The following is a 13,033-nucleotide window of genomic DNA, read 5'->3' on the forward strand; positions in this document are numbered from 1 at the left end:
AATTAAACTTCGTAATGAATTACGTGTTCACCCGTGAGACTTGGTATTCATTTTTTGTCCGAAGACATCAAGAATCCAGTCACCTGAGTGCCCACACAGATTGTCTGATAAATTGTTAAAGAGCAGTGCCGCTGTGTTTTCGCTGCGGCGCGGGGTGTGCATATTACGCTTTCCCGCTGTGAAGTCAACTGATTATTTTCAGATTTCTTCACCTGACAGGCCGGTGTGTATGCCGTTGTGCCGTGTCAGTGGAGGCGCATTATAGGGAGATAATTCTGGCTGACAAGTATAAAATTCAAAAAAATTATCGTTTGATTACTTTCCAGGCAAACCGACCTCTGAAAGGTAATTTTTGCCTGGTTTTTATACAAAAACGAGCCCCTGAGGGCCCGTTTTCTTTATTTTGTGACTTACTGCACTGCCACAATACGATCGTCTTTTACGACAAGCTGCACCGTTTTGCCTGGAATAAGCTCACCAGACAATATCTGCTGCGCCAGCGGGTTTTCGATCTGCTGTTGGATAGCACGTTTCAACGGACGCGCACCATACACCGGATCGTAACCATTCGCGCTCAATAGCTTCAGGGCTTCGTCAGAGATAGTCACCGCATAGCCACGCTCTTCCAGACGTTTGTACAAACGCTGCAACTGGATCTGCGCAATAGCAGCAATATGTTTCTCACCCAGCGGATGGAAGACAACCACTTCATCAATACGGTTGATAAACTCCGGACGGAAGCTTTGACTTACCACTCCCATAACCAATTCCTTCATATGACCATAATCCAGATCGCCGAAACGTTCCTGAATCAGATCGGAACCGAGGTTCGAAGTCATGATCACGACAGTATTACGGAAATCCACCGTCCTGCCCTGTCCATCCGTCAGACGACCATCGTCAAGCACCTGCAACAAGATGTTGAATACATCCGGATGCGCTTTTTCCACTTCATCTAGCAGGATGACGGAATAGGGGCGACGACGAACCGCTTCTGTCAGATAGCCACCTTCTTCATAACCGACATATCCCGGAGGTGCACCCACCAGCCGAGAAACGGAGTGTTTTTCCATAAACTCAGACATGTCGATACGCACCATTGCATCGTCGCTATCGAACATAAAGTTCGCCAGCGATTTACACAGCTCGGTTTTCCCTACCCCGGTTGGCCCAAGGAACAGGAACGAACCGATCGGGCGATTCGGATCTGACAGACCCGCACGGCTACGGCGAATGGCGTTCGATACCGCTTCTACCGCTTCATCCTGACCAATCACGCGATGATGCAGGTCATGCTCCATGCGCAACAGTTTTTCACGTTCGCCTTCCATCATCCGCGACACCGGAATACCGGTCCAGCGCGCCAGCACTTCGGCGATCTCAATATCCGTCACGCGATTACGCAACAGACGCATCGTTTTGCCTTCAGCCTGGGTTGCCGCTTCCAGCTGTTTTTCCAGTTCGGGTATTTTCCCGTACTGCAACTCCGACATCCGTCCAAGATCGCCATTACGCCGCGCCTGTTCCATCGCGATTTTCGCCTGTTCCAGTTCAGCCTTAATGGTCTGGGTGCCGGAGAGAGAAGCTTTCTCAGCTTTCCACTCTTCTTCTAATGCCGAATACTGACGCTCTTTATCTTCCAGCTCTTCGTTAAGCATTTCGAGGCGTTTTTTACTCGCTTCGTCAGACTCTTTCATCAGCGCGCGCTGTTCCAGCTTGAGCTGGATAATACGGCGATCAAGACGGTCAAGCTCTTCCGGTTTAGAGTCAATCTGCATACGAATGCTGGATGCAGCTTCATCGATCAGGTCGATAGCCTTATCCGGCAACTGACGATCGGAAATATAGCGATGCGACAACGTTGCCGCCGCGACGATCGCCGGGTCGGTAATCTGCACATGGTGGTGCAGCTCATAACGTTCTTTCAGGCCACGCAGAATCGCAATGGTGTCTTCCACTGTCGGCTCAGCAACAAACACTTTCTGGAAACGACGCTCCAGCGCAGCATCTTTCTCTATATACTGACGATACTCATCCAGCGTGGTGGCACCAACGCAATGCAGTTCGCCACGCGCCAGTGCTGGCTTCAGCATATTACCCGCATCCATCGCACCATCGGCTTTCCCGGCGCCAACCATGGTATGCAGTTCGTCGATAAACAGAATGACATTGCCTTCCTGTTTAGAGAGATCGTTCAGCACACCTTTCAGGCGCTCTTCAAACTCACCGCGGTATTTCGCCCCGGCCACCAGCGCGCCCATGTCCAGCGCCAGAACGCGCCGACCTTTCAGCCCTTCCGGCACTTCACCATTAACAATGCGCTGCGCCAGTCCTTCAACGATAGCGGTTTTACCCACCCCCGGCTCACCAATCAGCACCGGGTTGTTTTTAGTCCGGCGTTGCAGTACCTGAATGGTACGGCGGATCTCTTCGTCACGGCCGATAACCGGATCGAGCTTGCCTTGTTCGGCACGCTCGGTCAGATCGACGGTGAATTTCTTCAAGGCCTGACGTTGGTCTTCAGCCCCTTGATCGTTCACGTTTTCACCCCCACGCATTTGTTCAATGGCCTGAGTCACATTCGCCGTAGTTGCGCCCGCCGATTTCAGTAAATCGGTCAGCGTACCGCGAGACTCCAGCGCCGCCAGAACAAAAAGTTCTGACGAAATAAAGTTGTCACCCCGTTTTTGCGCCAGCTTGTCGCAAAGATTGAGCACACGTACTAAATCCTGAGAAGGCTGCACATCGCCGCCGGTGCCTTCCACCTGCGGTAAACGGCTCAATGCCTCTTCAACGGCTGTACGTAGCGAGCCAGCATTAACGCCAGCAGAGGTTAATAAAGGAAAAACCGAACCGCCTTCCTGCTTCAGCAGGGCGCTCATTAAATGAAGGGGTTCGATAAATTGGTTGTCGTGCCCCAGCGCGAGAGACTGGGCATCGGCAAGAGCAAGCTGGAATTTATTGGTAAGACGATCCAGACGCATAACTCCTCCCATAACAGGTCAAAATTGCTACTGGAGATTAAATGAGGTCATCCCTCAATTATTCAAGGTGAGTGACCTGAATTATGCAAAAGAAAGCATATGCGAACTGGATCGTCTTGATTCTTTAGGTTATATCAGCCAAATAAAACTTGCCATACGGCCGGTTATCTTGTCCCGGCGGTATGAGAAAAAATCATCCTTTTGACTGAAGGTGCAGTGCTCACCACCGAATACTTGCTGGACGCCCACCGACGCCAGACGCTGGCGCGCGAGCTGGTAGATATCAGCGAAATATTTCTCACCGTGCGGACGAAAAGCCCGATCGGCCTCGACATCATGCGCCATAAATGCCTCACGCACTTCTGCGCCGACTTCAAACGCCTGCGGCCCAATCGCTGGGCCTAACCAGGCGAGCAGGTTTTCCGGCTGGTCGGTAAAACAGGCAACCGTCTTTTCCAGCACGCCCGCACATAACCCGCGCCAACCGGCATGAGCAGCAGCGACTTCGGTTCCATCACGATTGCAAAACAGCACCGGCAGGCAGTCGGCGGTCATCACCGCGCAAACCGCACCGGGCGTGTTGCTGTATGACGCATCCGCCCGTTTAGAGGTATAAGGCCCACCATCGAGCAGCAGTACGTCGGTACCGTGTACCTGCTCAAGCCATACCGGTTTTGAAGGCAGCCCTCCCCCGGCAAACATTCGTTTGCGATTCTCTTCCACATGCTCCGCATCGTCGCCACAGTGGGCGCCGAGGTTTAGCGAGTGATAAGGTGACAAGCTCACACCACCGATACGGGTTGAACTGCATGACGCCACGCCTTTCGGCTGCGGCCACTCAGGGAGGATCAGTTTGGTCATAACCAGGCGACATCATCCTTATGGGTTTCAAAATCCGCGCGCATGGCAGCAATCAAATCCACCATGTCCTGCGGAATAGGCGCGTGCCACTCCATCTCAATGCCGCTGATGGGGTGGTAAAGACGCAGCATCGTAGCGTGCAGAGCCTGACGATCAAACTTGCGCAGCACATCGATAAATTCGTCGGAAGCGCCTTTCGGCGGACGCGGACGGCCACCATAAAGCTGATCGCCAACCAGCGGATGAGTGATATGCGCCATATGCACGCGGATCTGGTGGGTGCGGCCGGTTTCCAGACGCAGGCGCAGACGCGTGTGCACACGGAAGTGCTCCATAATGCGGTAGTGCGTTACCGCCGGTTTACCCATCGGGTGCACCGACATATGAGTACGCTTGGTCGGGTGGCGACTGATGGGTTCTTCAACCGTACCACCTGACGTCATATGCCCAATCGCTACCGCTTCATATTCACGCGTGATTTCGCGCAGCTGCAGCGACTCGACCAGCCGCGTTTGCGCCGGGATCGTTTTCGCTACCACCATCAAGCCGGTGGTATCTTTGTCCAGACGGTGCACGATCCCCGCGCGCGGAACATCGGCAATCGGCGGATAATAGTGCAGCAATGCATTCAGCACCGTACCGTCCGGGTTACCTGCACCCGGGTGAACGACGAGGTCGCGCGGTTTATTGATCACGATAATGTCATCATCTTCATAGACGATGTTCAGTGGGATATCCTGCGGTTCGAAGCGCGCTTCTTCTTCAATTTCCACATCAATAGTGATGCGTTCTCCACCCAACACTTTCTCTTTCGGTTTGTCGCAAATACTGCCGTTGACCTGCACGTGCTGGTCGAGGATCCATTCTTTTATTCGCGAACGTGAATAATCCGGGAACAATTCGGCCAAAGCCTGATCTAAGCGTTGACCGAGTTGGTTTTCGGACACCGTTGCGGTGAGTTGTACTCGTTGTGCCATATACAGCTTCTTCGTTAACGTTGGGTTTTACGGCTTCGCCGTTTAATATAGTGTGCTATTGTAGCTGGTCTTAGTCGGGAGCAGGAATAAAGAATCTCCCGCATAAACATTCTGAGGAAAGTCTAAACGTCATGACGCGCTTGAAATATCTGGTGGCAGCCGCCACGTTGAGTCTGGCTTTGGCGGGTTGCTCCGGTTCAAAGGAAGAGGTGCCTGATAATCCACCAAATGAAATCTACGCGACTGCCCAGCAAAAACTGCAAGACGGTAACTGGAAGGCGGCAATAACGCAACTGGAAGCACTGGATAATCGTTATCCGTTTGGTCCGTACTCACAGCAAGTGCAGTTGGATCTGATCTACGCCTACTACAAAAACGCCGATTTACCGCTGGCGCAAGCCGCGATTGACCGTTTTATTCGTCTGAACCCAACCCATCCGAACATCGATTATGTGATGTATATGCGTGGGCTGACCAACATGGCGCTGGACGACAGTGCTCTGCAAGGGTTCTTCGGCGTGGATCGCAGCGATCGTGACCCGGCTCATGCGCGTGAGGCGTTCAATGACTTCAGCAAACTGGTACGCGGCTATCCGCAGAGCCAGTACGTTACCGATGCCACCAAGCGTCTGGTGTTCCTGAAAGATCGTCTGTCGAAATATGAGCTGTCGGTGGTGAACTACTACACCGATCGCGGTGCCTGGGTTGCGGTTGTCAACCGCGTAGAAGGCATGCTGCGTGATTATCCGGATACGCAGGCGACACGTGATGCGCTGCCGAAAATGGAAAAAGCCTACCGCGAGATGCAAATGAACGCGCAGGCAGACAAGGTTGCGAAAATTATCGCGGCCAACAGCAGCAATACATAAGTCTCTGAAACACAAAACGGCAGCCAGTGGCTGCCGTTTTTTTATTCATTTCACCAATAGCTGAAGCGGTTTAGCCGCAATTCATCCAATCAACTATGACCGCTAATGGAGAGTTCCACAAGGTAATTTTCCCCTCTTCCTGTCCTGCCTCACAAAACCTTTCCTTTGACAAAAACCGACAAAATAATGTGATTTAAATCACGCTTTTTGACATTAAGCACGGTATGCTGAAATCACCAAGACGGAAAGACAAGAGGTAAAATTTATGACAATGAACATTACCAGTAAACAAATGGAAATTACTCCGGCAATCCGCCAGCATGTCGCAGACCGTCTCGCCAAACTGGATAAATGGCAAACACATCTGATTAATCCACATATCATTCTCTCCAAAGAGCCGCAGGGCTTTATCGCTGATGCCACGATCAACACACCGAATGGACATCTGGTGGCCAGCGCGCGGCATGAAGATATGTACACCGCTATCAACGAATTGATTAACAAGCTGGAACGGCAGCTCAATAAAGTGCAACACAAAGGTGAAGCACGTCGCGCCGCAACATCGGTGAAAGACACAAGCTTCGTTGAGGAAGAAGAAGAGTAGTCTCTACATTGAGTCCATATCCAACGCGCCTGCGGGCGCGTTTTTTATTGACAGAGCGAAAACAGTGCGGGTACTGTACTTCGGTCGCTCACAGGAAATTTACATGAAACTTGTACCGTTCTTCTTCGCATTCTTTTTTACCTTCCCCAAATAGGGAGGCGATTCGTTTTGTGATAAAGAATGCGAAGACGAACAATAAGGCCTCCCACTCCGGGAGGCTTTTTTTTTAATAATAAAAGGCAACAACATGACGGCTGAAAACCCCTTACTGGATTTACGCGTAAAGATCAGTGCACTGGATGAGCAGTTGCTGACCCTGCTGGCCGAGCGCCGCCAGCTCTCCGTTGAAGTCGGCAAAGCCAAGCTCGACTCACACCGCCCGGTGCGCGATATCGACCGCGAGCGGGATTTACTGGAGCGCCTGATCCAACTAGGCAAAGCGCATCACCTCGATGCACATTACATCACCCGCCTGTTCCAGCTGATCATTGAAGATTCCGTCCTGACTCAGCAAGCTCTGCTCCAGCAGCACCTCAACAAGATCAATCCGCACTCAGCGCGCATCGCTTTTCTGGGGCCGAAAGGCTCTTATTCGCACCTCGCGGCGCGTCAGTACGCCGCCCGCCATTTTGAGCAATTTATCGAGAGCGGTTGCCTGAAGTTTCACGATATTTTTAACCAGGTCGAAACCGGCCAGGCGGATTACGCCGTGGTGCCGCTGGAAAATACCAGCTCTGGTGCTATCAACGACGTGTACGATTTACTTCAGCACACCAGCTTGTCGATTGTTGGTGAACTGACTGTGCCTATCGATCACTGTGTGTTGGTTTCCGGCTCGACAGATCTTGGGCAGATCCAGACGGTTTACAGCCATCCGCAACCTTTCCAGCAGTGCAGCCAGTTCCTGAACCGCTACCCGCAGTGGAAAATCGAATATTGCGAAAGCACCTCGGCTGCGATGGAGAAAGTGGCGCAGGCGAGCTCACCGCACGTTGCTGCGCTGGGCAGCGAAGCGGGCGGCGCACTGTACGGTTTACAGGTGCTGGAGCGGAATCTGGCGAACCAGACACAGAACATCACCCGCTTTATCGTGCTGGCGCGTAAAGCCATTGATGTATCAGAGCAGGTTCCGGCGAAAACCACGCTACTGATGGCGACAGGCCAACAGGCTGGTGCGCTGGTTGAAGCGCTGCTGGTGCTGCGCAATCACAACCTGATCATGACCAAACTGGAGTCGCGTCCGATTCATGGCAATCCGTGGGAAGAGATGTTCTATCTTGATGTGCAGGCCAATCTCCACTCAGCAGAAATGCAAAAAGCACTGCGCGAACTGGGCGATATCACCCGTTCGCTGAAAGTGCTTGGCTGCTATCCCAGCGAAAACGTTGTGCCGGTTGATCCGGTTTAACCCTCTCTGAACAGCGGTTTCTTCATCCCTGCCACATTCACCGGCAGGGTGAAGATAGCGCCAGAAAGTGGATAACGCGCCAGCTCTTCTTCCTCCATATTTTCCCGCGTGGTAGTGATAAACAGCGTTTTCATGTCATCGCCGCCAAAGCAGACCATTGTCGGGCAACGTACCGGTAAACGGTACTCCGCAAGCTGTTCGCCCTGCGGTGAGAAGCGCGCCACGCGCCAGCCGTCGAACATCGCGCTCCAGTAGCAGCCTTCCACATCCACCGCTGCGCCATCCGGGATACCTTCCCCGGCAGTAAACCGGCGGAACACTTCCCGACGCCCCGGTTCGCCCTGCGCATCCAGCGGCGTACGATAAATCACACCGTTGGGCGTGTCGGAGGTAAACATCCATTGCTGATCCTGGCTGAACGCCAGACCATTCGCACCGTGAATATCGCACTGCACCACTTTCGGCGTCAGATCGTTATCCACGCGCAGCAACAAAGCACCGTTGTAATCGCCCGGCCCCCAGAACGTCCCGGCGTAAAAGCGCCCCCGCTGATCGGTGCCGCCATCGTTAAAGCGCGCCAGTTGCGGGTTCGATGGGTTGTCGCACACTTTCTGTCGCAGCAGGCCGTGCGCATCCGTCAGCCAGATGGCGTTACGCATTGCCACGATAAATCCGCCCTTCTCGCGCAACGCAAAACAGCCGACCTCTTCCGGGAAGGAGAGCACCCGATGTTCGCCAGATGCCAGATGGTAACGATGAATTTCACCTTCCAGAATATCCGCCCAGTAAAGCGCCTGTTCAGCTTCGCTCCAGGTCGGGCACTCCGGCAGATGGCCGGTGTAATCAAACAGCTTCTGTAACTCCGCCATTGCGCATCCCTTAAATGAAAAAAGCCAGCGGTAACCACTGGCTTTTCAGTATAAACGGCTTTTCTTTTACTGGCGGCTGTCGTTCGCCTGGCGCAGCAATACGCGGCTTTCGTTCTGAAAACGCTGAGCGTAATCGCCAAACCAGTGCTCCACTTTGCGGAAGCTGTCGATAAAGGCCTGTTTGTCGCCCTGCTCCAGCAACCCGATGGCTTCGCCGAAGCGCTGGTAGTAACGCTTGATCAGCGCCAGATTGTTCGACGACGACATAATAATGTCTGCGTAAAGCTGCGGATCCTGGGCGAACAGGCGCCCAACCATTGCCAGCTCCAGACGATAAATCGGCGATGAGAGTGCCAGCAACTGCTCAAGCTGCACATTCTCTTCGGCCAGATGCAACCCGTAAGCGAACGTCGCGAAGTGGCGCAGCGCCTGAATAAACGCCATATTCTGGTCGTGTTCGACAGCGCTGATGCGATGCAGACGCGCGCCCCAGACCTGAATCTGTTCGAGGAACCATTGGTACGCCTCAGGCTGACGTCCGTCGCACCAGACCACCACCTGCTTGGCAAGGCTGCCGCTGTCCGGGCCAAACATAGGGTGCAGACCCAGCACCGGGCCTTTATGCGCCGACAACATCGCCTGCAACGGACCACTTTTCACCGACGCCAGATCGACCAGAATACAGTCATCCGGCAGCGGCGGCAGTTGGCCTATCACCTGTTCGGTCACGTGGATCGGCACACTGACAATCACCATACCGGCATCGGCCAGCAGCTCACCCGCCTGTGCCCAGTCCTCTTTCTCCAGAATGCGCACCTGATAACCCGACAGCGTCAACATTTTGGCAAACAGTTGCCCCATCTGACCCGCGCCGCCAACAATCACCACCGGCCGCATTTCAGGACACAGGGTTTTAAAACCTTTGTCATTTTCGCTGGAGTAGGATTCGCGCATCACGCGGCGCAGCACATCTTCAATCAGATCCGGCGGAACGCCGAGCAATTCGGCCTCTTTGCGGCGAGAAGCCAGCATTGAGGCTTCACGTTCCGGCACGTAGATCGGCAAACCATATTTGCTTTTTACTTCACCAACTTCGGCCACCAGCTCCAGACGGCGCGCCAGCAGCCCCAGCAGCGCCTTATCCACTTCATCAATTTGATCGCGCAGCGCGGTCAATTCAGCAACCATAACAACCTCTTAAGCGAAACGCGCCGCCAGACTATTGCGCAGATCTTTATCGATCTCACGCAGCAGCGCTTCGGTCGATTCCCAGCTAATGCAGGCATCCGTCACGGAAACGCCATACTTCATGGCGCTGCGCGGCTGCTCAGAAGATTGATTGCCTTCATGAATATTGCTTTCAATCATCAGACCGGTAATCGAACGGTTGCCATCTTTGATCTGTGCCACCACAGATTCGGCAACGGCAGGCTGGCGACGGTAATCTTTGTTGGAATTACCATGGCTGCAATCTACCATCAGCGACGGTTTCAGTCCCGCCTGTTCCATCTCTTTTTCACACTGCGCAACATCCGCCGGGCTGTAGTTTGGCGCTTTGCCGCCGCGCAGGATCACATGCCCATCCGGATTACCCTGGGTTTGCAGCAGGCAAACCTGACCGGCCTGGTTGATGCCGACAAAGCGGTGTGGCATTGCCGCTGCTCGCATGGCATTGATTGCCGTAGCCAGGCTACCGTCGGTGCCGTTTTTGAAACCGACCGGCATCGACAGGCCGGACGCCATTTCGCGGTGCGTCTGGGATTCGGTGGTGCGCGCACCAATTGCCGACCAGCTAAACAAGTCGCCGAGGAACTGCGGGCTGTTCGGATCCAGCGCTTCGGTCGCCAGCGGCAGGCCCATACTCACCAGTTCCACCAGCAGACGACGCGCAATCTTCAGGCCAGCTTCCACATCAAACGAGCCATCCATGTGCGGATCGTTAATCAGCCCCTTCCAGCCAACGGTGGTACGGGGTTTTTCAAAATAGACGCGCATCACCAGATAGAGGCTATCGCTGACCTCTGCGGCAAGGGCTTTAAATCGACGAGCATATTCAATCGCGGCTTCAGGATCGTGAATCGAGCAAGGGCCACACACCACCAGCAGGCGCGGATCTTTTCCGGCAATGATGTTGGAGATGGTCTGGCGGGACTGCGCGATTTGCGCTTCCTGCTCAATGGTCAGCGGGAAAGCCGCTTTCAATTGTTCCGGGGTAATTAAAACCTGTTCGTCGGTGATATGTACGTTGTTCAGCGCGTCTTTTTGCATGATGGCGATCCTGTATGACTCGTTTTGCGATAAGGGTTCCTCCGCAGAGGATGGCGTAACCATACCACATACGGTAAAGATTTCAATCCACAAAACGTACCGATTTATTTACATTGGCAATTTATTCCGCCTGATTACGGCGCCGAGTGTAATTATATATTTACATTCAGCGCCTTTTGCTTATGCCTGCGCGCTGGCTGAACGCTGCACGGCACGTTTCCAGCGCAGTGCATCAATCAGTATAAACAGCAGCAGACTGCCGCCCATCACCGGCAACATGAGCCCCAGCAGCAGCGCAATAACCAGCGTGCTAACGCGACCTGCCCGGCTTAAACTCAGCCAGCAAGAAAGCAAGGTTGCAGCCGGATTAACCGCAGCGCCTGCCGGTCGGCGAATCCACCACAAGCGATAGACAACCACGATCATCACGCACAGTGCTGCGCCAAAGAGGATCAGTAATAACTGGTTCGCAAGACCGAACAACACACCCATATGAAAATCGACGCCCCAGCGCGTCAGTTTCGCCATCAGCGGGAAGTCGGCAAACCGCGTGCGATCAACCACCGCCAGTGTGCTGCCATTAATCGCTACCGCATCAACCTGCGTTGGCCAGCCGCGATCGATTTCTGTCACCGTCCACGCTTTATCCATGCTGCGCGGCGGACGGATCTCCAGCTTGCTGGCAGCAATTCCGGCCCGCCGGGCAACCTGCAACACATCATCGAATTGCACCAAATCCAGCGCCATTTCCGGCATGTTCATACCCGCATGATGCAGATGATGTTCCGCATGGGGATCGGTCGCCATCGTTGCGCCATCAAGCTGCGTGTTGACCTGCGGCGTCATCCAGCCAAAAGCCGCCCTCAGGCTATCGACATTGCCGCCCGCCCACTGCGACCACGTCAGGCCGGTGGCGGAAAACAGCAGCATACCGGCCAGCAGGCTCCAGCCGAGCACCACATGCAGGCGGCGATGGTTTTGCACCGCGTTATTTATCCGCCGTTTCGGACGCGTGAAAAACCACAGCGCAATACCACCCAGCGCCGCCACCCACATCCATGAAGCGGCAAGCTCACTGTAGAGACGGCCTGCATCGCCCAGCAGCAGCGAGCGGTGAAAATAGTCGATCCACTGGCGCAGCGGCAAAATACCGCTGGTACCGTACACCGTCATATCGCCCTTCACCTGTAACGTTACGGGATCGATAAAGATGGCGCGGTTTTCCGACACGCCAAGTTGCGGATCGGCAAACATCACGCGCGTCGTGGCGCTGTCGGCAAGGCCTGGCCGCACAGCATGCAGACGCAGATGGCCGCCGGTCACCTGCTCAGCAACAGCAATCTGCTCAGCAAGCGGCTGGCGAATACCGGAGGACACACCATACAGCGCATCGCTGTAGAGGAGATTTTCCAGTTGTGGCGTCGCCACATACAGCGTGCCGCTCAGGGCCGCGATGAAGATAAAAGGCCCGACAAACAGGCCAATATAAAAATGCAGGCGCCGCAGCAAATTCAGCCACGCCGCACGCGGGGTGCAGGAAGTCATACTTTTCCTCAGGAATAGTCAAAGCATGCCGTTACGCAGGGGCGAACGGCCTTTTATAAATGTCAGGAAAAGCAGAAAAGCGGCGGCGCGCGAGTATCAGGGTACAGCCAGGGGAAGAAGTGCCACTGTCTGACCAGCGGGCGAGCAGGCTTCAGGCGAATGCGCAATGCACGCCCCATCAGCAGCAGCGCAACCAGCAGGATCAGGCCAGGCACATGCGCCAGCAAGACGCAGTAACCGCAGGCTTCAGCGTGATCCACAGGCAGGGAAGTTTGTGGGGGCGTTTCCGGCTGAGATGACATCTCATGATGCATCGGCATGCTCATCTCGTGATGCATACCCGGCATGGCACTCATTGGATCTTGTTGCAGGGAGACGGAAATCAGCGGGGCGACGACGATCAGCAGGATCGCAAACAGCGCCAGCCATGTGGCTGAGCGTTTTGCTGCCCATTGATGAAAAACGTTCTTCACCGCATCTCCTCCCGATCGAGGCGGCATTGTAAATTAATCATCACCGGCAGGTTAAATTATTTCGAAAAAGAAAAGGTAAACGCAGCAAAAAAGTTAGTTAAGACGCTTTTTCTTCCACTCACAGCATTCAACGATTCATCCTTGCTTATCAGCGCATAAAACCTTTTTTCATGCA

12 protein-coding genes and 1 other annotated feature are annotated in these 13,033 nt (G+C 54.0%); of the genes, 4 read left to right on the forward strand and 8 right to left on the reverse strand.

From position 1 onward, the window contains the following. Positions 1-410 precede the first annotated feature (410 nt). The 3 genes from clpB to rluD all read right to left on the reverse strand — a co-directional run bounded on the left by clpB (position 411) and on the right by rluD (position 4,822). Positions 411-2,984: an ATP-dependent chaperone ClpB gene (gene clpB, locus CWM66_RS26045; protein WP_071921201.1), complete on the reverse strand. Its 2,574-nt coding sequence runs from the start codon at positions 2,982-2,984 to the stop codon at positions 411-413. A 129-nt stretch (positions 2,985-3,113) separates the two neighbouring features. Further along, positions 3,114-3,845: a purine nucleoside phosphorylase YfiH gene (gene yfiH, locus CWM66_RS26050; protein ID WP_035888442.1), complete on the reverse strand. Its 732-nt coding sequence runs from the start codon at positions 3,843-3,845 to the stop codon at positions 3,114-3,116. After that, on the reverse strand, positions 3,842-4,822 hold the full coding sequence (rluD, locus tag CWM66_RS26055; protein ID WP_007370752.1) for a 23S rRNA pseudouridine(1911/1915/1917) synthase RluD: 981 nt from the start codon (positions 4,820-4,822) through the stop codon (positions 3,842-3,844). Before rluD ends, yfiH begins: the two co-directional genes overlap by 4 nt. 131 nt (positions 4,823-4,953) lie before the next feature. On the opposite strand from rluD, the gene bamD reads away from it, so the two are divergent. The 4 genes from bamD to pheA all read left to right on the forward strand — a co-directional run bounded on the left by bamD (position 4,954) and on the right by pheA (position 7,703). Then, positions 4,954-5,691, forward strand: a complete 738-nt coding sequence (gene bamD, locus CWM66_RS26060) for an outer membrane protein assembly factor BamD (protein ID WP_007370751.1) — start codon at positions 4,954-4,956, stop codon at positions 5,689-5,691. Between the two features lie 265 nt (positions 5,692-5,956). Next, the gene (raiA, locus tag CWM66_RS26065; RefSeq protein WP_007370750.1) at positions 5,957-6,295 is read left to right on the forward strand and encodes a ribosome-associated translation inhibitor RaiA; all 339 of its coding nucleotides are present in this window, start codon (positions 5,957-5,959) and stop codon (positions 6,293-6,295) included. A gap of 102 nt (positions 6,296-6,397) precedes the next feature. Beyond that, positions 6,398-6,523: a sequence feature (Phe leader region), on the forward strand. Then, positions 6,399-6,449, forward strand: a complete 51-nt coding sequence (gene pheL, locus CWM66_RS29135) for a pheA operon leader peptide PheL (protein ID WP_194138581.1) — start codon at positions 6,399-6,401, stop codon at positions 6,447-6,449. (Overlaps the previous feature by 51 nt.) 19 nt (positions 6,524-6,542) lie before the next feature. Continuing rightward, entirely contained in the window at positions 6,543-7,703 is a 1,161-nt protein-coding gene (pheA, locus tag CWM66_RS26070) for a bifunctional chorismate mutase/prephenate dehydratase (protein ID WP_071921202.1), read from the forward strand. On the opposite strand, the gene CWM66_RS26075 is transcribed toward pheA, so the two are convergent. From CWM66_RS26075 to CWM66_RS26095, 5 genes are all read right to left on the reverse strand, one after another. Continuing rightward, positions 7,700-8,572 carry an SMP-30/gluconolactonase/LRE family protein gene (locus tag CWM66_RS26075; protein ID WP_107147619.1) on the reverse strand — a complete coding sequence of 291 codons (873 nt, stop codon included), beginning with the start codon at positions 8,570-8,572 and terminating at the stop codon, positions 7,700-7,702. The two genes, pheA and CWM66_RS26075, sit on opposite strands and share 4 nt — an antisense overlap. A gap of 66 nt (positions 8,573-8,638) precedes the next feature. Next, positions 8,639-9,760 carry a bifunctional chorismate mutase/prephenate dehydrogenase gene (gene tyrA, locus CWM66_RS26080; RefSeq protein WP_007370747.1) on the reverse strand — a complete coding sequence of 374 codons (1,122 nt, stop codon included), beginning with the start codon at positions 9,758-9,760 and terminating at the stop codon, positions 8,639-8,641. Between the two features lie 9 nt (positions 9,761-9,769). Beyond that, positions 9,770-10,840 (reverse strand): 3-deoxy-7-phosphoheptulonate synthase AroF, encoded by a 1,071-nt coding sequence (aroF, locus tag CWM66_RS26085; RefSeq protein WP_007370746.1) that lies wholly within the window; start codon positions 10,838-10,840, stop codon positions 9,770-9,772. A 180-nt stretch (positions 10,841-11,020) separates the two neighbouring features. After that, on the reverse strand, positions 11,021-12,385 hold the full coding sequence (locus tag CWM66_RS26090) for a PepSY domain-containing protein (protein ID WP_107147620.1): 1,365 nt from the start codon (positions 12,383-12,385) through the stop codon (positions 11,021-11,023). A 62-nt stretch (positions 12,386-12,447) separates the two neighbouring features. Beyond that, positions 12,448-12,858, reverse strand: coding sequence for a DUF2946 domain-containing protein (locus CWM66_RS26095; RefSeq protein ID WP_035888430.1), 411 nt, complete (start codon positions 12,856-12,858; stop codon positions 12,448-12,450). Positions 12,859-13,033: the final 175 nt, after the last annotated feature.

The organism is Kosakonia sp. H7A (genome assembly GCF_003028445.1).
Taxonomy (GTDB): Bacteria; Pseudomonadota; Gammaproteobacteria; order Enterobacterales; family Enterobacteriaceae; genus Kosakonia; species Kosakonia radicincitans.

Excerpts from the sequence above, each read along its gene's own strand:
- clpB (WP_071921201.1), bottom strand. The coding sequence starts at position 2,984 with ATGCGTCTGGATCGTCTTACCAATAAATTCCAGCTTGCTCTTGCCGAT.
- yfiH (WP_035888442.1), bottom strand. The coding sequence starts at position 3,845 with ATGACCAAACTGATCCTCCCTGAGTGGCCGCAGCCGAAAGGCGTGGCG.
- rluD (WP_007370752.1), bottom strand. The coding sequence starts at position 4,822 with ATGGCACAACGAGTACAACTCACCGCAACGGTGTCCGAAAACCAACTC.
- bamD (WP_007370751.1), top strand. The coding sequence starts at position 4,954 with ATGACGCGCTTGAAATATCTGGTGGCAGCCGCCACGTTGAGTCTGGCT.
- raiA (WP_007370750.1), top strand. The coding sequence starts at position 5,957 with ATGACAATGAACATTACCAGTAAACAAATGGAAATTACTCCGGCAATC.
- pheA (WP_071921202.1), top strand. The coding sequence starts at position 6,543 with ATGACGGCTGAAAACCCCTTACTGGATTTACGCGTAAAGATCAGTGCA.
- CWM66_RS26075 (WP_107147619.1), bottom strand. The coding sequence starts at position 8,572 with ATGGCGGAGTTACAGAAGCTGTTTGATTACACCGGCCATCTGCCGGAG.
- tyrA (WP_007370747.1), bottom strand. The coding sequence starts at position 9,760 with ATGGTTGCTGAATTGACCGCGCTGCGCGATCAAATTGATGAAGTGGAT.
- aroF (WP_007370746.1), bottom strand. The coding sequence starts at position 10,840 with ATGCAAAAAGACGCGCTGAACAACGTACATATCACCGACGAACAGGTT.
- CWM66_RS26090 (WP_107147620.1), bottom strand. The coding sequence starts at position 12,385 with ATGACTTCCTGCACCCCGCGTGCGGCGTGGCTGAATTTGCTGCGGCGC.